We start from the raw sequence: 20,300 nt of genomic DNA, 5'->3' as shown, positions 1-20,300 counted from the left end.
AAAGGCGCGTCATGCAGGAAAATCTGAAAACGCTTCTGGCCAATTTCACTCAGGCTCAGAGCATTGGAGACAAGGCTGGCGCATTGATGTGGGCTGAGAAGGCTCGCGATGAGTGCCCCGCCAATGTTCGCTCCCATGTGAGAGTAGGGCAGATGCTGATTGGTCTGGACCGGCTTGGCGATGCAAGGTTGCAACTGGAAGAGGCCCTTAAAGATTTTGCCAACGACAATGGGCTTTTGAGCGTTCTGGCGCAGGTGCATACATTGGCAGGCAATGTGGACGCCGCACTGGAAGTTGCGCAGACTTTGCACCGCCTGCACCCCGGCTCATCCAGCTTTGCACGGCTGATACGGCTGCATATGCGCCTGCGTCAGAACGACAAGGCGCTTCTGATGGCACAGGAGGCGGTGCTTCAATTTCCGAACGATTTTTCCATTCTGTTGCTGACAAGTGCGGCATTTTATCAGTCGGGTGATCTGCAGGCCGCGCTGAATTACGGCGCACTGGCACGGCAGATTGAACCGGAAAAGCCGGATGGTTATCTGCGTGAAGCCCAAGCGGCATATGGGTTGGAGGATTTCTCGCACGCCCTGCGTATGGCAGAGGCCGGACTGTTGGCGTCATCCACCAATCTTGCTTTGCTGAAAATTGCTGCCAAATCCTGCATGGCGCTGGAAAGAAACGATCGGGCGCTGGATTATGCCCAACAATGCCTCGGCATTTCGCCGGAGCCAGAACCGCATCATGCTGATGCAATTCAAGCTGCCATCAGGGCAAATCGCCTGGACGCCGCGCATGCATATGCTCAGAGGGCCAAGGAAAAATTCCCGGACAGCCGCGTGATCAGCAATTTCAACTGGGTCATTGCGGAGTCCATGATGCGCAAACCGGTTGATTATAGCGCATATCTGCGAAACCCGGTTGCCAGCAGCTCCACGAAGTATGTTTTCACCATACCATTCAACATAAAGAGATTTCCGGCGCGCACCGAATTGCAGAATCCCCTGACCGGCAGACTGTCAGAGGCATGGATTTCCTATCGAATTCGGATTTTCATGAACTTCACCTGCAAGTGCCTCATCAACCAGAGCAATCAGGATTTCGATGCATTTCTGCTGTGCGATCCGATCTCTTTTGATTTCATCAAAACAGAAATCTCGAAATACTACGAGCTTCCCGAAAATATTCGGATGATTGACGGTGTCGATCACTCGGATTTTTTGTTGAAGTCCATGAATGGATTTGAGCGGTACTGCCATACAAAGCTTGACTCGGACAATCTCTACCACCGGGAATATGTTGAATATCTCCATCGGCATGATCCAAAGCCAGAAACACAATTTCTTGCATTTACGAAGGGCTATGCATTCGACGCAAATCGAGGAAAAACGGCGCTGTATCGGGCAACCCACGAATATTTTTACGCGCGTGTTGGTCAGGTAAAGACCTGGACAGAAGATTATAAGGTGCTGCAACCTATCGGCACTACGGCCGAAGCAAAGCTGATTCCGCATGAACTTGTTCACGAACCAGCGATGTTTCTCATCACCTGCCACGACAGCAACGTATCCAACACAACGTCACTGGTGCAGCCGACCCGCACAATCCATGATCCGGAAACGCTGAGCGATATCTGGCTGGGTTTCACGGGGGAGACCAAACCATACAGCCTGCAAATAGCTGCAAGCTAAAAAGCGTTGACCAGCATCAGCAGCAGATTTCCCAGAAGCAGGCCCAGGGCAACTGCAGGAATGAACGCGCCCTCTGTCCGCCAATCAAACAGCCGATGCTTTGCCTTGAAAAGCCATGCCACCGGCCATGCGGCAAACTGAGCCAGCACAATGGCAGTCAGGGCACCTTCCAACCCGTAATAGGCATGGCCCAGCGGCAGAAGCACGACCATGACCAACAGCCGCAGCACGTTGGACGCAAGGAAATACCGCATCTCGTCACAGGCCATATAGCATTGCTCAACAATGCAATAGCGCATGCCGATCAGGCCAACGGCCAGGATCGAAAGCATGGCGCCTGATTCTGCATAACGCGGATCGTATAAAACTGACACAACCAGCGGCCCGCAAATGTAGATGCCGCCGGCTGCCAGTCCGAGAATGCCGTCGGCCGCGGCCTGAAAGCGAAGATAGGCTTGTCGGAAGCCTTGCCTGTCGCCGCGCGCCAGTTCGCTGAGCGCAGGAAATGCCACCGTGCCCACCAGTGTTGTAACAGCAGACTGCACGACGCTCAGCAGCAACGCGGCTATGGCGTAAAGCCCCATCGTGTTGACATCCACCAGCCCGCCAAGGATCAGCCGGTCACCGGTGGTGAAAAGCACACCGACAATCGAGCTGAAAAAAATCCAGCGTCCGAAGCGGAAAATTTCCCACCAGGCCTGCTGTTCCCAACCGAGTCTGTTTGGCTGGCCGGACAGCAACAAATGGGTGGCAATTGTTTTGATGGTGGAAGAAAAGACCGAGCCCAATACCAGTGCCCAGATGGATTGCCAGTACCAGGCCAGCAAAACAGTCATTGCCAGCGCCAGAATTTGCACCCCGAATTCAATCTCTGTCAGACGGCGAATTTGCAGGTTGCGGCGCGCCTGATGCACCTTGGTTGATTCAAGTCCCTGCAAAACCACTATAAACGAGCCAACAATCAAGACTGCAGGCAAACGCGGGTCAACATAGACCGTGCCGGGTGAAAACACGCCGCGGGCGGCAAGCAGGGTGATCAGGCCCGCCGCCATAATGGCCAGGCTCCAGATGAATAGGCCGCGCAGCACCTGAACTGTCCATGCGGTGTTCAGAAACGCCGGTTCATTGCCGCGATTGTGCACGATGACATTCTGGCCAATTCCAAGATCTGACAGCAACGCCAGCGCAATTGTCAGCACGCTGACCACCGCAACCATGCCGAAGGCCTCTGGCAGCAGCATGCGTGTCAAAATCATGTTGCTGAGCAGGCGCACGCTCAGCGACGCGCCAAACTGCCCCATGCTCCACAGCCCGGCTGAGGAAATACGCCGCCGTAGCGGCTGCGCCACGCTGTCAGCGGTCATTGGCGTTCCTTACAAGCTTCAGGTTGGAGGTCTGCTTCTGCGTTCCGGAAAATGCAGTGGGCCGAGCCCACGCATCGGGGCCGATAACCTGCATTTTGCGCGGACCTGAGGGTGCGGCAGTGTTTGCTACAGGCTGGATATTCAGTGCGGCTGCCCTCACAAGTGCCACACCAATTCCTGCAAACGTCCAGTAAATATACGGAATGAACGAAACGCTGCTGACGGTAACAATCGTCAACAGAATACCGGCATAAATCGTCAGGCATATCCTTGCCAGAAAGCCTGCCTCATCATCCTTGAGCGCAAGCTTGAACAGGGCAAATGAAATCAGAACGAATATTCCAATAAACGCAGCCAGCGTCACATATCCATATTCCAGCGCAATCGCGAGATAGGTGTTGACGACGTCGATAATGCCCTGGCCCTGCCGCATGGCCAGCATTTCCGGCTCGGTCAGGAAGTTCGCAGAGCCGAAAAACGGGTGGCGCTGGATAATGGCAACCGAATTGTCAAAGAGCTGCTGGCGATAGTCCACATTGTTGTTTTCAACCGTGCCGACGAATGGCAGGAAGCGAATGATTTTTCCGCCCAGGGGCGACATGAGAACCGGAACCAGCAGCAGCAGGCCGCCAATTGTTGCACGCATGGTGTTGGACACTGCCTTCGGGCGCGCAACAACAAACACCACCACCATGACAGCGGCGCCCACCCATGGCCCGCGGGACAGGCTGATGATTAAGCCCATGGTCAACGCGCCAAGAAGCCCGAGTGAAAAAAGATTGCGCTGCCCTTTGGCCAGAAACGCCAGCATGCAGCCCATGGCAACCATGCAGACAAAGCCATAGGCAATGGCCTCCACAGCGGGGCCAGCAGCGCGCAGCATGCCATCACGAAACAGGTAGGACTGCAGCAGCGGAATGCCCCAGCTTTCTGCCACCAGATTGTACATGCGCCAGGTGCGGCTGAACTCCAGAAAACCGATAATAGGTAAAGGAATGGCCGCAATGATGAAGGCGAAATAGGCTTTGCGGATATCTGCGAGGCTGACGAGCCGACTGAAAACGAAATAGGGAACCCAGATATCCAGCGTGTGAGAAATCGCCCGGCGCACCATATCCGTGGCCGTGGCTTCATAATGCCGGTAGTAAAGCACGCTCACCAGAAACACGAAGAGGATAACCAGCTTATCCACAAGGCGTAGCCTGTCTGATACCGGCATGCGCAGTGCAGCCGGAATTGCCGGAAGCAGAAATGCCATTGCAAGCACGCGCTGCGCGGTCAGATCCAGAAGCCCGTTGATGCCGGCAAAGCCTGGCATGCTGACCACAAATGTCGGGGCGAGAAAGGATAAAATGATATAAAGGTAGATATTTTGGCCAGCGGGAAGGACCTTGCGCGTAATAATTGCTATAAGGACCAGAAACCCAGCGAATGCGAAGAAATTTGGTATCAGGAACAACACGGCTGTTGCTGAAATCCAACTTGCAATCCAGATATTCAAAGTTTTTTTATCAACGACATCTTTAGCAATACGTCCAGCGGCAAAATAAAGTGCCATGCTGCCGATTGAAATATAGATGACGGCCACAATGGCCTCGCCCATGGCGTGTGTCTCCAGCCAACACTGCGATCGTGGTGTTTGAGGCCACCGATACAAATTTCGTTGTATCTACTTCTACGTTACACCCCCAACGTAGCACAACACGAACGATGGGGGGTGCCTGTCCACCGATGGCAGGATGCACACACCCGTTTGGACAAGTCGCATATCACCCGCTTCGTCGCGCATAAAGGACATGGCTCAAGTCTTGTGCCTTGTTCGGAGATGTCGGTGTAATGAAGCTCAGTGTGGTCATAGTCAATTATCGAACGCCACTCATGGTTGTGGATGCGGTCGGTTCATTGGTCGATGACCCGTCATTGCCATCTGGAACCCGCATTGTGGTTGTGGACGGTGGCTCCGGGGATGATTCTGCGCAAGTTCTGGCCCGCGAAATTGCGGCGCGCGGTTGGGCAGGGCAGGTTGACCTGCTGGCTTTGACCGAAAATCGCGGCTTTGCCTATGCCAACAACAGAGGCATTGAGCACTTGCGCGCTGCCGGGCACGCGCCGGAGTATTTTCTGCTGCTCAATCCCGACACGGTATGCCGGCCTGGTGCAGCATCCGCTTTGACAAGCTTTCTGGATGCGCACCCGGCTGCGGGTATTGCTGGCAGCCGGCTTGAGGATATGGATGGCACGCCTCAGGCCTGTGCCTTCCGTTTTCCCAACCCCATTGGGGAGTTTGAGAGTGAGATCAGGCTGGGCCCTGTTTCAAAGCTTCTGCGGCAATGGTCCAATCTTGCACCGGTGAGTAATGAGCCCACCGAAGTGGAATGGGTTTCCGGGGCAAGCTTCATGGTGCGGGCAAGCATGGTGGACCAGCTTGGCCTGATGAATGAAGACTACTTTCTCTATTATGAAGAAGTGGACTATTGCCTGAAGGCTGCACGAGCTGGCTGGCAATGCTGGTATGTTCCCGCCAGTCGAGTTGTGCATCTTGTTGGCCAATCCACCAAAGTCACCCGGCGCAATGAGGAATTGCCCCGCCGGCCGGCTTACTGGTTTGAATCCCGCCGCCGGTATTTTCTGACCAATCACGGCCGCTTCTACACATTCATGGCAGATCTGGCCTGGATGGCGGGCTTTGGCCTTCGCCGCATTCGGCGCCCCCTGCGCAAGGACACCCACGTCCCCCCGCATCTGTTCGGTGATTTTGTCCGCCACAGCGTCATCGTGCAGGGCCGCAATATTCCAATGGTTTCAGGTTGAGCGAAAGAACAAAAATGCTGGATAGACGCCAACTCCTCAAACTCATTCCTGCAACACTGGCGGCCAGCGCAGTCATGCGCTTTTTGCCCAGCCATGCGGCTGAGCGGTCGCCATTGGGCATCAACCTTGCCGGGGTGCCTTACTGGACAAGCGAGCATCCATTCACCAATCTGGCAACCAGCGCATCCCGCTGGCGCCTTCAGCCACGGGATCGGCCTTTCACATGGGATGAGCCTTTGCCACCCATGACAGAGGACGGTTATCCGAAATCGATTCCGCAGGACAACTACGCCGAGAGTTTCCTGATTGCCACATCTCATCGCGGCCATCTTCCGCGTGTACTGACCGTTGCCTATGACGGCGAAGGCAGGATGGACTACCAGTATGGTGCGGTGCTGGACCAGCGCGGAAAAGGTTTCGACACAATCCGGTTGATGAACACCGACGGACCGGTGACTGTCCGGCTGTTTTCCACCAATGCCGACAACCCGCTGCACAATTTGCGGGTTCTTGAAGATCCGCAAAATTCCGAAAGTGTGTTTCGCGAGCCTTTTCTGCAGCGGCTGAACGGCATGAGCGTCATTCGCTTCATGGATTGGATGGCGACCAACAATTCGCCCATCAAGACCTGGGATGAAAGGCCGCTGCCCGGAATGTTCGGCTTGTCTGAAAAAGGCATTCCGCTCGAACATATGATTGAACTGGCCAATGCCAAGCAGGCTGCGCCCTGGTTCACCATTCCGCATCTGGCGGATGATGACTATGTGCGCAACTTCGCCAGACAGGTGCGTGAACAGCTTTCTCCAGAGCTGCCAGTCTATGTCGAATATTCAAACGAGGTGTGGAATTCGATTTTCGAACAGGCCGCCTATGCTGCGAATGAAGGTGAGCGGTTGCAACTTTCGGGGAATCGATTTGAGGCGCAACTTCGATTTTACTCTCAGAGAACAAGTGAAGTTCTGGCGATATTTGAACAGGAGTTCGGAGAGGACAAAGACAGGATTCTGGGCGTTTATGTAGCGCAGGGTGGCAATGTCTGGACCAGTGAGACCGTTCTGGACTGGGGTAATGCACGCGACCACGCAGATGTTTTGGCGATAGCCCCCTATTTTGGCTACAGCTACGGCTCACCCGACCGCTCAGCCGAAGTTTCCACCTGGTCATTGGATCAGCTTTTTGAGGCAATGGAAGCGGAGGTTGATGGCGATAATCGCCAGAGCATGGTGGATCAGGCAAATTTTGCCAAGGCGCGCGGGTTGGAACTGGCGGCCTATGAAGCAGGCCAGCATCTGGCGGGTATTGGCGGCGCAGAAAATGATGACCGGCTGACTCAATTGTTCATTGCGGCCAACCGCGATTCACGCATGGGGCAGCTTTATAAACGCTACCTGCAGAACTGGCAGGATGCCGGTGGCGGGGTGATGGTGCTCTACAACTCCATGGGTGAGCCAACCAAGTCGGGCTCGTGGGGACTTCTGGAAGACGAATCTGGAAATGTCACGCCCAAATGGGAAGCCGTACACGAGTTTCTCAATTCATAATCGAGACTTTAACAGTTTGATTTAATTATCTTTTTATGGCGGCGAATATGTCGGATTTCAACGATAACAGTACTATATGGGTGGATCTGTCCTCCGGTAAGCTGGTCAAGCTGATCGAGCAGCGAATTGAAGAATGTCATCTTGATCTTGGAGATCTGACCATTCTGACAGACGCCCGCACGGAGGAAGACGGCATTACTCTGCTGACTGCTGCGCGAGCCGGGGCGCGGCGTATTATTGCGGTTGGGCCGCCACGACCCACAGTTCGTGGTGCGCAAGTGGAGGCTATGGTGCGCAGGTTTGCGGCCGAAGAGGGGTTGGAAAGCCGTATCCAGTTTGTGAACTCGGTTAAAGAGGTCGACCTTGATCAGGTGGATATCGTTGCACTTGACCGTCAGTCTTCACTGATCAAACCGGCCATATTGCAGCAATTGCCATCGTCCACTGTGCTCGGGTTGATGTTCGACAGCCGGAATGCCGTTTCCGGTGGTCTGGATATAACCAACCGCTCGTCTTACGAACTGCAGATTTCCGATATCAATATTGCCGATCCGCGCGTTGGAGTTCTTGAGTTCCTGTCACCGCTTTGCCAATTGCAGATTCAGCAAGCGGGGCTTTCCCTGCCAGGGCTGCAATGCCTTCTGCTTTGCGATAACGAAATGGCTCCTGCTCTTGCAGGGGGGCTGACAAGGGCAGGCGCGCAGGTAACGGTGCGTGAAACCCTGGAACAGGTGGAAAGTGGCGTTTACGACGCATTGATACTGGCACTGACTCCTTCGCGAGACTACCGGCTTGATCTGAATGCAATTTCCCGCCTGCCGGACTTGATCCCGCATGGCATGTTGCTGCAGTTCTGGGGCGATATTGACCGCAGCGCAGCGCGTTATTTCTCGGTTGAGATCTGGCCGCCTGTACATCCCGGGCGTGGGCAGATGGGCATCCGACTTTCAGCTTTGGGTTCAGAGCCGGTTGTTGCGCTTCGGGTCAGTGCGTTGAAGGCAGCGGTTGCTGCACGACGTCTGTCTTCACTGCCGCCGCATCGTGGCGGGCAGCTGGCCGCTGCCTCGGGCTAAAGGCCGGTACCGCCGGCAAAATATGCATATGATAGAGATGATCGGCGTGAACGGGGTTCCCAGCCTATGGCTTCTCCGCTAAAGCATTTCATGTCCGGTCGGAATCATTGTACCGGACATGCTGGCGGGCGGGCTTGGCGAAATGGTAGACGCAAGAGACTTAAAATCTCTCGGGGAATTCCCTGTGCGGGTTCGAGTCCCGCAGCCCGCACCAGGTGCTTCCCCTCAGCAAAATATATTGTTTTATAATGGATGTTGTAAGGACGTGGAGCTTCTGAAAGTTCAACCTCGGCCTGTTAGTGTTTTTCAATAATTTTTAAAAGCGCGTCATTGATACGTGATTGCCACCCCGGTCCTCCGGAACGAAAGTGCTGAACAATTTCAGCATTCAGACGCAGATTGACAGATTCTTTAGCTAGCTTCTTTCCAGGACCTCGTTGGCCACGACCGCGAGAATGCAGTTCCTTCGCCAGTTCGGGATGCATTTCTGCAAACGGCTTCATAAGGCGCATATCACCTTTAGAAAGTTCGCGAACGTCGCCAACTTCATTCGTCAAAGGTTTTTTCATATCGCTTTACCTCTCTTGCGTTGGCCTTACGGAAGGAAATTATGCGAATTCCACCACTAACGGGTGTATAGCAGACCACGTGGATACGATCCCCGATAAAGCCGATGCCAACAAATCTGGGTTCGGGATATTCGTAACGGGTGTCCTGAACTACTTGTACGCTGGACCAATCGAAATCAGCGACCTGTGAAAAGGACAACCCCCTTTCAGCAATGTTTTTATCACATTTAGCGCGGTCAAATTCGATTCTCATTAATTAATTCGTACCTACAATTTAATCTCATTTCAAGTTTATTTGTAGGTACAAAATAATGCAGAAACTCCGCTCTTAGAGATAATGGCTGCATTCAAGCGATGCGCGGCCTGCGCTGCTGTTAGTAAATTAAATTCAGCATACCAAATTGCCTCTTGAGTGATGGCCCCACCTGCTTCACTGTCCGCATTGAGTTGCTGGGGGGATGCTATGGGGCTGATTTTCAAGCAGGACTTTCATGACGATTTCGCAAGCTGGCTTTTTGCCTATATTCGTACAGGCGGGCCAGAGATTGGCGAAATGCTGCAAGTCGCCAAAGCAGTAGGCGATGGTGACGATGGCGACTATTATGAATGCTGGTCTGACCTTGGTGATCGGCTGGTGCAGGACGCAGAGAACAGTCTGCGCAAGGGCAACCGGGAAAGCGCACGAGCATCATTGCTGAAAGCGACCTGCGCTTTTGGCACATCCTACCACCCGATCTTCGGCGAGCCGGTTGATCAAAGGTTGCTGGCCGGTTTCACAAGGCAGATGGCCGCTTTCGAAAAAGCCATGTCGCTTTCGCCGGTTCCCGCCAGCTCCCTGCGCATTCCGTTTGAAGGCCGGACCATGCCAGGCTGGCTGATCCCGGCCAAAGACCACGCAAGCGAAACGCGCCCGCTGATTATCTTCACCAATGGGTATGACGGCCAGTTAACGGATATGTATTTTGCCTCTGCCGTTGCTGCCAGCGAACGTGGCTACCACTGCCTGATTTTTGATGGTCCCGGGCAGGGCGAAATGTTGTACGAGCATGGTGTTCGGCTGAGGCCCGACTGGGAAGTCGTGGTGTCTGCGGTTCTGGATTTTGCCATCGAGCTTCCAAATATAGACACGGCGAGAATTGCCATTTCCGGCTGGAGCCTCGGCGGATACCTGTCTCCGCGTGCTGCGTCAGGTGATCCGCGCCTTGCCGCATGCATTGCAGACCCGGGCCAGATCAGCATTGCTCGCTCTTTCAGTGGGTTTGCCACCAAGCTGGGAGTTCCGGCAAACCAGTCAGGCAAACTGGCTGATGTGGATGATGCCATTTTGGCCAAGCTGGCCGCATTTGTTGAAACGGACAGGCGCTTGCACTGGAGTTTCGTGCAACGCGGGTTCTGGGTTCATGGGGTGCAGGATCTGCGCAGTTACCTGAAGGCCGTAGAGCCCTATACGCTGGAAGGCCGGATCGACATGATCCGTTGTCCGACCTTGCTCGTGGCGGCGGAAAATGACCCGCTGGCCGCCAATACGGCAGCGCTGTTCGAGCAGTTGAACTGCCCGTCCACCCTGATCCAATGCACAACGGCGGAAGGGGCAGGCGAGCACTGCGAGATGCGCAACCGCTCTCTGTTGAACGATCGCGTTCTGGACTGGCTCGATAGCGTGTTCAGCAATTAGCGCTATAGTGTGCTGGTCCGACACGACCAACACACAAGGGCTTGCCAGAATGTCGCCAGCAGATAGCGGGATCAGAGAATTTCACGAAGTCGCAACGCAATTGGTCGATGTCGCCATGGGGCGTGCGCACGCTGATCTGGTGGTGCTCGGCGCACGCTGGCTGAACGTGCATTCTGGAGAAATTATTCCACAGACGGATATTGCAGTGAAGGCCGGGCGGTTTGCCTATTGCGGACCGGATGCTTCCCACACAATCGGACCGGATACGCAGGTGCTGGAAGCAAACGGGCGTATTATCATGCCGGGTCTGTGCGATGCCCACATGCATGTTGAAAGCGGTATGGTGACGGTAACCGAATTTTGTCGTGCGGTGATTCCGCATGGCACGACATCGATGTTTGTTGACCCGCATGAAATCGCAAATGTGCTGGGCCTCGCCGGTGTGAGGCTGATGCACGATGAGGCGCTGGTGCAGCCAGTCAATGTCTGGGTTCAGATGCCATCCTGCGTGCCATCTGCGCCCGGACTGGAAGAGGCCGGAGCCACCATAACCGCCAATGATGTGGCAGAGGCCATGGGCTGGCGTAACATCATCGGATTGGGCGAGGTGATGAACTTTCCCGGAGTCGCGGCGAATGACCCCACCATGGTGGGCGCTATCGCCCAAACTCGGCGGGCGGGCAAAGTGGTTGGCGGGCATTACGCATCGCTCGATCTTGGCCGGGCGTTTCATGGCTATGTAGCGGGCGGCCCGCAGGATGATCATGAAGGCACCCGAATGGAAGACGCTGCCATGCGGGTGCGGCAAGGCATGAAAGCCATGCTGCGTCTGGGCTCTGCATGGTACGATGTGGCTGAGCAGGTCAGGGCCATTACGGAAATGCGCCTGGATTCCCGCAACTTCATTCTATGCACGGATGATTGCCACTCTGGCACGCTGGTAAGGGACGGGCATATGGACCGCGTGGTGCGCCACGCAATTGCGCAGGGTCTGCCACCAGTGACCGCGGTGCAGATGGCCACGCTGAACACCGCCCAGCATTTTGGACTTGAACGGGAAATAGGCTCCGTTACACCGGGCCGCCGTGCCGACTTCCTGCTGGTTTCCAATCTTGCAGAACTGGTGATTGATGAAGTCTACGCCCACGGAGTCAAGCTGGCGGAAGGCGGGAAACTGGTTGCCGACCTGCCGGCCTATGACTATCCGGCCTCTGCGAAGCAAACCGTTCACCTGAAACGGGCGTTGACCGCGCAGGACTTTGCCATTCATGCCCCACAGGGCGCTAACAGTGTAACCGCTCGTGTGATCGGCGTGGTAGAAAATCAGGCGCCGACGAAATCACTGACGATGCAGCTTGTGGTTCAGTCCGGCCTTGTGGTTGCCGACGAACAACAGGATGTCGCCCAGATTGCGCTGGTGGAACGGCACCGCGCCACAGGCGAGGTTACGAACGCCTTCGTTTCCGGCTTTGGCTATAAGGGCCGCTGCGCCATTGCATCCACCGTTGCGCATGACAGCCACCATATGATTGTGGTGGGAACCGACCGCGAAATGATGGCACTGGCCGCAAACCGCCTTGGCGAAGTCGGCGGCGGCGTGGTGTTTTTTGCCGATGGTGAGGAAAAAGCGCTGATTGAAATGCCAATTGCCGGTCTGATGTCTGATGAACGCGCAGAAGTTGTTGCCGCAAAGGCAGAAATGCTTCTGGAAGCTATGCGCGAGGCCGGTTGCACCCTTAACAATGCCTATATGCAGCATTCATTGCTGGCGCTGGTTGTCATTCCATCCTTACGCATTTCCGATAAAGGCCTGATCGACGTCGAGCGCTTTGAACAGGTTGAGCTTTTTGTCGAACATGCATGAAAATGGTTGTGAACCGCAGCGATTAGTCTTAACCCCACAGCTACAACCAGTCAGACACGATATTGTAACCGGACGCATTCATGGACCAGTCAGCTTTTCGGCAGCGCGTTGCCACAGGGGAGCGCGCTTTGCGCGCTCTGTTTCCCGCTACGCCGCTGCAATATAACGAACATCTTTCAAAAGCTTACGGCGCGCAGATTTATCTCAAGCGCGAAGACCTGACGCCGGTTCGTTCCTACAAAATTCGCGGTGCATTCAACTTTATGCGCAAACGGCTGGAGGCTGGGGAGACTGCGGCAAAGTTCTGCTGCGCTTCCGCCGGCAATCACGCGCAAGGCTTTGCATTTGCCTGCCGCCACTTCGGCTTGAAGGGCAGGGTGTTCATGCCGGTTACAACCCCGCAGCAAAAAATCGAAAAGACCAGGATTTTCGGCGGTGACGCCATTGAAATTGAACTGGTGGGCGATTTTTTTGATGATTGCTACACGGCAGCAAAAGCCTATTCCGCCACCAGCGGCGCAGCTTTGGTGCCGCCCTTCGACCACGAGGATATTGTGGAAGGGCAGGCCAGTGTTGCACTGGAATTCATGGAGCAACTGGATGGCCAGATACCTGATATGGTTATCATGCCTGTTGGCGGCGGCGGTCTTGCATCCGGTGTTACAGCCTATCTGGCCGGACCGGATGCACCGGAATTCAGATTTGTTGAACCTCTGGGCGCACCAAGCCTGAAAACCAGTCTGACGCAGGGGCGGCAGATAAAGCTTCCGCAACTGGATGGTTTTGTCGATGGTGCGGCGGTTGCCGAAATTGGTGCTTTGCCATTGCAGATGTTGAGCACGTTTGGCTCGGAGAAAGTCATTCTTTCGCCAGAAGGCCGCCTGTGCCAGACCATGCTGGAAATGCTGAATATCGAAGGCATTGTGCTGGAACCAGCGGGCGCATTGGCAATAGATGCGCTGCGCACCTTGAAAGGCGATATCGCTGGCAAGACATTGGTGCTTGTGGTTTCCGGCGGCAATTTTGATTTTGAGCGGCTGCCGGATGTAAAGGAACGTGCGCTGCGATATGAGGGTTTGAAGAAATACTTCATTCTGCGACTGGCACAACGCCCCGGTGCGCTGAAGGATTTTCTGGGGCTGCTGGGGCCGGATGACGATATTGCGCGTTTTGAATATCTGAAAAAATCTGCCCGCGACTTCGGTTCCATCCTTTTGGGAATTGAAACCCGTGATGCGGCGAATTTTGATGGTCTTCTGCAGCGTATGGAAGCGGATGGCATCCGCTATCAGGACATAACCGACAATCAGGTCATTGCTGACCTGCTTATCTAGTTGGAACCATGTGGGTTCAATTCAGAGATTGAACCCACATCACAATAGTTTCCACCACCGCCTCTGTGGTTTCTGGCGAGCGCAAGTCTCCTGCAAGAAGGTGTTGCGACGGGTCTGTGCTGTTCTGCACTTCCACAACCTGATGCGGGCCGCCCCATTGACTGGCCAAGTCGGCAATTTTTTGCGGGTCAACCACCTTATCCTGCGGTGAATATATAAACAGCGCAGGTACGGTCAGACTATTCACGTCGACGGCCGCCGCTGCCTGTGCAATTGCAGCCATTGGCAATAGAGCGACTGTCGGAAAACTGCGTGTCCACCCATAGGTTTCCGCCGCTTCTTCTGCGGCCTGAGAATCGGGCGCAGTCCCATAAGTCTTGCCATACAGGGTCGGGACAAGATCACGCGCGAACGGCATTGTGAGCAGAAAACTGCGCCAGTCCTGCACGCCATAATTTGGCGATATCAACACAAGGCCCGCAACATCGTCCAGCAAGCCTGGAATGGATGCCCCATATGTTGTCAGTGAGCCTCCATTTGATGTGCCTATGATAATGACGCGCTCACCAATTCGCCGACCAATGGCAACGGCTTCCGCCAAATCATTCAGCCAGGCCTCCACGTCAGGTTCGGCCATTGCGACTTCATTGCGCCCATGGCCAGCCAATCTTGTCAGAAACAGATTGGCATTCAGGCGTTGCGCAACCTCATCTGGCACCGGGCGCAATTCGGCCTTTGAGGCGGAAAAGCCATGCACGTAGACGATTGCCAGAGGCGTCTTGGCTTTCGACTGCGGATATGCCCAAACAATTTCCTTGGCCGCATCGGCGCGAATGTCCGTCAGCTTCGCCTCATTATCAGCAAGATAGCTTGAAACATCCTGGCCGATCTGAGCCGGATCGTAGCTGACAGCTACGGGAACAGGCTCAGTCGGGCCGAAGCCCCGCAGTCCGACCAGCAGCAATATGACCAGCGATAAAATGACCAGCGCGTGGCTGGTCCGGCGTTTTACCAGGCCAAACCTGGTCATGCCGGGCGCGGCAGGCTTGTTGTGCATGGATCCTGTTCCGCATCGGTTTCCTGAAAGCCGATGGTTGTGACTTCACGCACCGACAAAGGGCGAAAACCCATTTTCCGGTAAAAAGGCAATGCGGCGGGGTGGTCCAGAGTGTTGGTTTCCACCACGAGCCCGCTTGGCCCGTCCTCAAACCCGGCAACAATCGCCTGCGACAGCAGGTAACGTGCCAGCCCTTTGCCCCGGGATTCCGGCATGGTTGCAAAATGCACCAGCCGTGTCTGACGCGGAGCCCGGCCAACATCCAGTTCAAACCAGCCAGCAGGCGCACCGTCGCGGTAGAGAACCTGCAAACGCACATTTGGCGCATGTATCTCGCGAGCCAGTTCCTTGTCTCCCAGGCAACGCGATGTCCAGTGGTGCGGGCGGCCAACACTGTACAGATAACGGTAAAAGTTCAGCGGTATCTGCTTGACGCGCAAAAGCACAAGCTCGCCCGCATTCTCGGGCGGCGGCAATGATGCGGCGGGCAGCGAATGAATCACCAGCTGCGTCACCTGCGTTTTTATGGTCGTCATAGTTTCAGAACCTCATTCCCCTGGTCCTGTCTCGACCGGTGTATCTGTTTGTGAGCCCCATTCAGTCCAGGAGCCATCATAAAGCCTGGACTGGGGGTTGTTCAATGTTGCCAGCGCCAGAGTGATAACGGCTGCTGTAACACCCGAGCCGCAGCTTGTAACTACCGGCTCGTTCGGATCAATCCCCGCAGCGGCAAAAGCTTCGCGCAGTTCTTCCGGCTCCTTCAGGCGGCCATTTTCCTGCAAGCTGGTGTAAGGCAGGGAATGCGCGCCGGGCATATGGCCAGATCTGACCCCCGGACGGGGCTCGGGAGCCAGGCCCTGAAAACGCTCTGCCGAACGGGCATCGGCAATTTGCGTTTGCCTTTCCTGCACCAGATCTCGCATTTGCGGCAGGTCAACCACAGATTGCGGTTGAAAATGAACGGTGAACTCGCATTCTTCGGGGGATGCCTCCCCGGATTCAGTTGCCAGCCCGGCTTTTTTCCATTCCGGAAAACCGCCATCCAGAATGCGAACATTGACCGCGCCGAATGTGCGAAACAGCCACCAGACCCGCGGTGCCGAAAACAAGCCCGCTCCATCATAGACAACAATCGTGTCAGTCTGCGCTATGCCAAGTGCGCCCGCCGCCTGGGCAAAATGGTCTTGTGATGGAAGTGTGTGCGGGTAGGGCGATGTGGCATCGACAACGCTGTCCTGATCGAAAAACACGGCGCCTGGAATGTGAGCTTGGAGGAATTCGGCTTTTGCGTCGCGGTTCTGCGGCGGCAGATACCAGGACGCATCCACGATTTTCACAACACCGTTGCGCATTTCTGTCACGAGGGCGTCTGGCGACACCAGAAACGGATTTGTGCTCACTTTGCCACCTCAAACAGGTTCGAAAGGAATGTCATATTTCGGCGCTGTTCCAATCCAGTCAGGCTCTGGAAGTCCCTGAGACCGAAGAAACGCCGGATTGTACAACTTGGTCTGGTAACGATTGCCGGAGTCACAAAGCACCGTGACAATCGTGTGGCCGGGGCCCAGATCACGTGCCATTCTCATTGCTCCCGCAATATTTATTCCTGAAGAGCCGCCAAGGCAAAGCCCTTCTTCCTGAACCAGATCGAACAAAATTGAAACTGCTTCGCCATCTGGTATCTGGTAGGCAAAATCAGGCGTGAAATCTTCAAGGTTGGCGGTAATTCGCCCTTGGCCGATGCCCTCGGTGATGGATGAGCCTTCGGACGCAAGCGTGCCATTTGTGTAATAGCTGTAAAGCGCTGCACCCATCGGGTCAGCCAGACCGATTTTTATGTGGCCGGAATGGCGCTTCAGCCCCGCGGCCGTGCCGGCAAGCGTGCCGCCGGTTCCGACCGCGCAGACGAAGCCATCAATCTGACCACCCGTCTGCGACCAGATTTCTTCCGCCGTGGTGACCATATGCCCGTCGCGGTTGGCCACATTGTCAAACTGGTTGGCCCAGATAGCGCCATCCGCGTGCGATTTGCTGATCTGATCCGCGAGTCTGCCCGAAACTTTCACGTAATTGTTGGGGTTGCGGTAGGGAACGGCAGGAACCTCCAGCAATTCAGCGCCCATCAAACGCAGCGCATCTTTCTTTTCCTGCGATTGTGTTTCGGGGATAACGATAACAGTCTGGTAGCCCAGCGCCTTGGCCACAAGCGTCAGGCCAATGCCGGTGTTACCGGCGGTGCCTTCCACAATGATGCCGCCGGGTCGAATGAGCCCGCGCGCCTCCGCGTCCCGAATGATGAACAGGCCGGCACGATCTTTGACAGATTGCCCGGGGTTCATGAACTCGGCTTTGCCATAGATTTCACAACCGGTCGCTTCAGAAGCTTTGCGCAAGCGAATTAGTGGTGTGTTGCCGATAGCGGCGATAACTGAAGGATAACGTTCCATGGCTCTCTGATCTACCGTCCGAATCGTGGTCAGAGTATGGGTGCGGGCCAGTTGTGGCAAGGATGAACGATCTAATGTTGCAGCGGATCGTGGCACAGACAGACCGGTTTCCGGGGCGGCTCACCCACCATCAGCAACAATCAAACCTCTAAAAAATATATATAATAAAATTAAAATTATGATAAATAAATATCATTGCTTGGCGAGTCCCAACGCATGTGGCGTATTGTCCACCAATGCTGGCCCTGCCTGAGCCTATTTATATTTTGTGAGATTTTGCATGGCCGGTTCGGCAGTGATGGTTGCGATGGGCGATGTCGTTCTGGACAATCGCGTTCTTAAAATGGCCGCTGCCATGCGCAGGGCACATCCGGAGTTCGTGTTGATCGGCACCTTGCCGCATCCAAAATCCGGTACTGTGCAACCAATTGCCAGAACTGTTGGCAAACTGAAGTGCCTGCAATTTCCAGATGGCTCCATACATGCTGGCGGCCTTGCAAGCGAGCTTGAGCATTTGCAGGCCCGTCTGCATTATTTTACCTCCGTTATCTGCGATCACATTGAAGGGCTTTCTCCGCAAAGCGTTCACACCCACGGCAGTTCAACCTTGCCGATTGGCCGTGAGATAAAACGTCGCTTGGGGGATCGCGTCCAGTGGATACATGATGTTCGCGTCTTGCCCATGGACCTGTGCGAACCCTTGAAAGATTTTGCAGTTCGGCTGGAGACCGAACACCTGGCTCATGCCGATCGCATCACCACCGAAACTGACGAGATGAAGGCCGCTCTGCTCAAACGATATGCCGAGTTGCCGCCGATCAACGTCATCTACAATACGCCTCTGCTGCGCCAAATGATGGGGCCGGCAACTGTTCGCCGGGCGGTTCACGTTCCGGATGCGCCTCTGGGTGTCTATGCCGGACCTGTGGTTGCGGGGCAGGGTGCGGAGCGGCTTATTGCTGTTTTGCAAGAGGTCCCGGATCTTCACTGCGCAATCTGCACCGCCTCTTCCGGCCCATATATTGAAGCGGTTAAAGCTGAAGCGGAGCAGGTGGGAGTGGCTGCACGCTTACACTGGTTGCCTGCCCTGGCGTCTCAAAATGCGGTAGCTTATCTCAGTGATGCGACGTTCGGCCTTTTGCCAATGCAATACGGTACAGAGGCTGACCTTTCTCTTCCGGCAGAATTTTTCGATTTTGTCTTTGCCGGGCTGCCGGTTTTGTCGCAGCCTTTTGCGGCAATTCAAAACTTTTTGGAAACATTTGAAGCCGGACTTTGCTGCGATTTTTCACATGCGAAATCCGTCGCGAATGCCCTGCAACGGATTACGGATAGTTACGGACTGAAAGGTGAAGATTTTTCCAGAATGAGGCGGCGTTTCTGCTGGGAGGTTCAGGAGCGGCATCTGCTGGAACTCTATCTGATGGCGCTGGGCTTTGATGGGCAGGTCATCGACACTGTAACCAGATTTCCGGTGCCCCGTGGCCCAATACGTGTGTTGCATGGCATAACTGGAGCAGCGGGCCAGCCGGGCGCCTTGGCAAGGGCGCTCAATCAACATGCGGGAATATACGCAAAAAGCCTGCAGATAACCCGATCGAAATTCGCGTATCCTTCCGACATATTTTACCCGGTGGCGCACGCGGATGCCGCCAGCATGCTGGATGTGATGCAATCCGTTCATGAGGATTTCGACATTTTTCACATGCACAGCCGGGGCTTTGTGTTTGATCGCAAACACACTTCCTTTCCGACCGGGCATGATCTTGTGGCGCTGAAGGCTGCCGGGAAATCCGTGATTGTGCATTTTCGTGGCAGTGAAGCACGCATTCAAAGCATGTTTCAGCGTTTCAGCCCTTACAATTATGTTGAGGATGACGAAGACAACACCGTTCGCAAATATCCTGAAGATGCAAAACGACGGCATATCCGTCTGATCGGCGCCGTTGCAGATCGTGTATTGGTGCCCGACCCGGAATTGCAGAGCTATGTGCCGGGCAGCCTGGTTGTTGAGCGTGCAATTGATCTGACAGAGTGGCGTCATGTCGGCATTCAACCCAATTCCAGGCCATTGATTGTTCATGCGCCATCGCGACGGGGCGTTAAAGGAACCAGCGCCGTGATCGCTGCGGTCGAAAACCTGCGCCTGCGCGGATTTGATTTCGACTTCAAGCTTGTGGAAGGCCTGCCGCAGGCGCAGGCGCGCAAGATCTATGAACAGGCAGATATTGTTGTCGATCAGTTGCGGATTGGCTGGTACGGCGTGCTGGCAGTGGAATGCATGGCGCTGGGCAAACCTGTTGTCGCTTACATTCGCGATGACCTGCACCACACATTTGAACACGGCCTGCCGCTGGCAAACGCCAATCCTGTGAATGTTGAACATGTGCTGGAGCAATTGCTGACCAATGAGTCAGATAGAATGGCTCTCGCATTGAAGGGCCGTGCCTATGTGGAGCAAGTTCACTGCTCCACTGTGGTCGCCAATAAACTGGTTAAAATCTACGAGGAAGTTCGGCGCGCACCACGGGCCATTGACGTTGCTGCCTATCTGGAAATTCTTAAAGAGCAGACCGCTATTCACGACCGGGTTGTTGATAAGTGCGGTGGACTTGCAGCCAATGTCAAAGGTCAACGTGCCGATCTGGCTGATGCAATGAGAGCTATCAAAAAATTGAAAAGAGGCGGCGTCCTACCGCTCGTCAAAGAACCTTCTGGCTTTGCACATCGTATCAGAGCGGTCAGAAGACGTGCCGGAACATATGGCCTGGCACCCACGGCGTTGTTCATTGCCAGACGCACAGCGTGGCATTTTGTCAAAATCTTCAAAAACGGACGGCCGACATAAAAACGGGTCCCGCGCTTTTTCAGCGC

16 protein-coding genes and 1 tRNA gene are annotated in these 20,300 nt (G+C 54.9%); 9 read left to right on the top strand and 8 right to left on the bottom strand.

What is annotated here, in order from left to right:
• Positions 1 to 11: 11 nt before the first annotated feature.
• Positions 12 to 1,691 (top strand): tetratricopeptide repeat protein, encoded by a 1,680-nt coding sequence (locus tag FPY71_RS08730; protein WP_149299670.1) that lies wholly within the window; start codon positions 12 to 14, stop codon positions 1,689 to 1,691.
• Here FPY71_RS08730 and FPY71_RS08725 read toward each other — a convergent pair.
• Complete coding sequence (locus FPY71_RS08725) at positions 1,688 to 3,055, bottom strand: oligosaccharide flippase family protein (RefSeq protein ID WP_149299668.1); 1,368 nt, start codon at positions 3,053 to 3,055, stop codon at positions 1,688 to 1,690. The two genes, FPY71_RS08730 and FPY71_RS08725, sit on opposite strands and share 4 nt — an antisense overlap.
• Positions 3,045 to 4,658 (bottom strand): O-antigen ligase family protein, encoded by a 1,614-nt coding sequence (locus tag FPY71_RS08720; RefSeq protein ID WP_149299666.1) that lies wholly within the window; start codon positions 4,656 to 4,658, stop codon positions 3,045 to 3,047. Before FPY71_RS08720 ends, FPY71_RS08725 begins: the two co-directional genes overlap by 11 nt.
• Before the next feature lie 233 nt (positions 4,659 to 4,891).
• On the opposite strand from FPY71_RS08720, the gene FPY71_RS08715 reads away from it, so the two are divergent.
• The 4 genes from FPY71_RS08715 (at position 4,892) to FPY71_RS08700 (ending at position 8,694) form a co-directional block, all read left to right on the top strand.
• Positions 4,892 to 5,866 carry a glycosyltransferase family 2 protein gene (locus FPY71_RS08715; RefSeq protein WP_149299664.1) on the top strand — a complete coding sequence of 325 codons (975 nt, stop codon included), beginning with the start codon at positions 4,892 to 4,894 and terminating at the stop codon, positions 5,864 to 5,866.
• A 14-nt stretch (positions 5,867 to 5,880) separates the two neighbouring features.
• A complete protein-coding gene (locus FPY71_RS08710; RefSeq protein WP_246160240.1) occupies positions 5,881 to 7,407 on the top strand; it encodes a hypothetical protein in 1,527 nt (508 codons plus the stop codon).
• Positions 7,408 to 7,454: 47 nt separating this feature from the next.
• The gene (locus FPY71_RS08705; RefSeq protein ID WP_149299662.1) at positions 7,455 to 8,480 is read left to right on the top strand and encodes a hypothetical protein; all 1,026 of its coding nucleotides are present in this window, start codon (positions 7,455 to 7,457) and stop codon (positions 8,478 to 8,480) included.
• A gap of 128 nt (positions 8,481 to 8,608) precedes the next feature.
• Positions 8,609 to 8,694: transfer RNA gene (locus FPY71_RS08700), tRNA-Leu, on the top strand.
• A gap of 82 nt (positions 8,695 to 8,776) precedes the next feature.
• Here the strand turns inward: FPY71_RS08700 and FPY71_RS08695 are convergent.
• The gene (locus FPY71_RS08695) at positions 8,777 to 9,049 is read right to left on the bottom strand and encodes a BrnA antitoxin family protein (protein ID WP_149299660.1); all 273 of its coding nucleotides are present in this window, start codon (positions 9,047 to 9,049) and stop codon (positions 8,777 to 8,779) included.
• Entirely contained in the window at positions 9,027 to 9,302 is a 276-nt protein-coding gene (locus FPY71_RS18835; protein ID WP_149299658.1) for a BrnT family toxin, read from the bottom strand. The genes FPY71_RS08695 and FPY71_RS18835 overlap by 23 nt, the downstream gene beginning before the upstream one ends.
• Positions 9,303 to 9,512: 210 nt before the next feature.
• Between FPY71_RS18835 and FPY71_RS08685 the strand changes: the two genes are divergently transcribed.
• The 3 genes from FPY71_RS08685 to ilvA all read left to right on the top strand — a co-directional run bounded on the left by FPY71_RS08685 (position 9,513) and on the right by ilvA (position 13,922).
• Entirely contained in the window at positions 9,513 to 10,724 is a 1,212-nt protein-coding gene (locus FPY71_RS08685) for an alpha/beta hydrolase family protein (RefSeq protein WP_149299655.1), read from the top strand.
• Between the two features lie 49 nt (positions 10,725 to 10,773).
• The gene (ade, locus tag FPY71_RS08680) at positions 10,774 to 12,588 is read left to right on the top strand and encodes an adenine deaminase (RefSeq protein WP_149299654.1); all 1,815 of its coding nucleotides are present in this window, start codon (positions 10,774 to 10,776) and stop codon (positions 12,586 to 12,588) included.
• Between the two features lie 80 nt (positions 12,589 to 12,668).
• Positions 12,669 to 13,922, top strand: a complete 1,254-nt coding sequence (gene ilvA, locus FPY71_RS08675) for a threonine ammonia-lyase IlvA (protein WP_149299651.1) — start codon at positions 12,669 to 12,671, stop codon at positions 13,920 to 13,922.
• Positions 13,923 to 13,938: 16 nt separating this feature from the next.
• On the opposite strand, the gene FPY71_RS08670 is transcribed toward ilvA, so the two are convergent.
• Genes FPY71_RS08670 through FPY71_RS08655 form a run of 4 tightly spaced genes read right to left on the bottom strand, consistent with a single transcriptional unit; the run spans position 13,939 to position 17,426 of the window.
• Complete coding sequence (locus tag FPY71_RS08670; protein ID WP_246160238.1) at positions 13,939 to 14,979, bottom strand: alpha/beta hydrolase; 1,041 nt, start codon at positions 14,977 to 14,979, stop codon at positions 13,939 to 13,941.
• Complete coding sequence (locus tag FPY71_RS08665; protein ID WP_149299649.1) at positions 14,949 to 15,515, bottom strand: GNAT family N-acetyltransferase; 567 nt, start codon at positions 15,513 to 15,515, stop codon at positions 14,949 to 14,951. The genes FPY71_RS08670 and FPY71_RS08665 overlap by 31 nt, the downstream gene beginning before the upstream one ends.
• Before the next feature lie 12 nt (positions 15,516 to 15,527).
• Positions 15,528 to 16,379, bottom strand: coding sequence for a 3-mercaptopyruvate sulfurtransferase (gene sseA / locus FPY71_RS08660; protein ID WP_149299648.1), 852 nt, complete (start codon positions 16,377 to 16,379; stop codon positions 15,528 to 15,530).
• 9 nt (positions 16,380 to 16,388) lie between these two features.
• On the bottom strand, positions 16,389 to 17,426 hold the full coding sequence (locus FPY71_RS08655; protein WP_149299646.1) for a cysteine synthase A: 1,038 nt from the start codon (positions 17,424 to 17,426) through the stop codon (positions 16,389 to 16,391).
• A 280-nt stretch (positions 17,427 to 17,706) separates the two neighbouring features.
• On the opposite strand from FPY71_RS08655, the gene FPY71_RS08650 reads away from it, so the two are divergent.
• Positions 17,707 to 20,274, top strand: coding sequence for a glycosyltransferase (locus tag FPY71_RS08650; protein ID WP_149299644.1), 2,568 nt, complete (start codon positions 17,707 to 17,709; stop codon positions 20,272 to 20,274).
• Positions 20,275 to 20,300: the final 26 nt, after the last annotated feature.

The sequence above is a fragment of the Aureimonas fodinaquatilis genome, assembly GCF_008369445.1.
In the GTDB taxonomy this organism is placed as follows: domain Bacteria; phylum Pseudomonadota; class Alphaproteobacteria; order Rhizobiales; family Rhizobiaceae; genus Aureimonas; species Aureimonas fodinaquatilis.
This window is presented reverse-complemented; position numbering and strand designations above follow the sequence as displayed.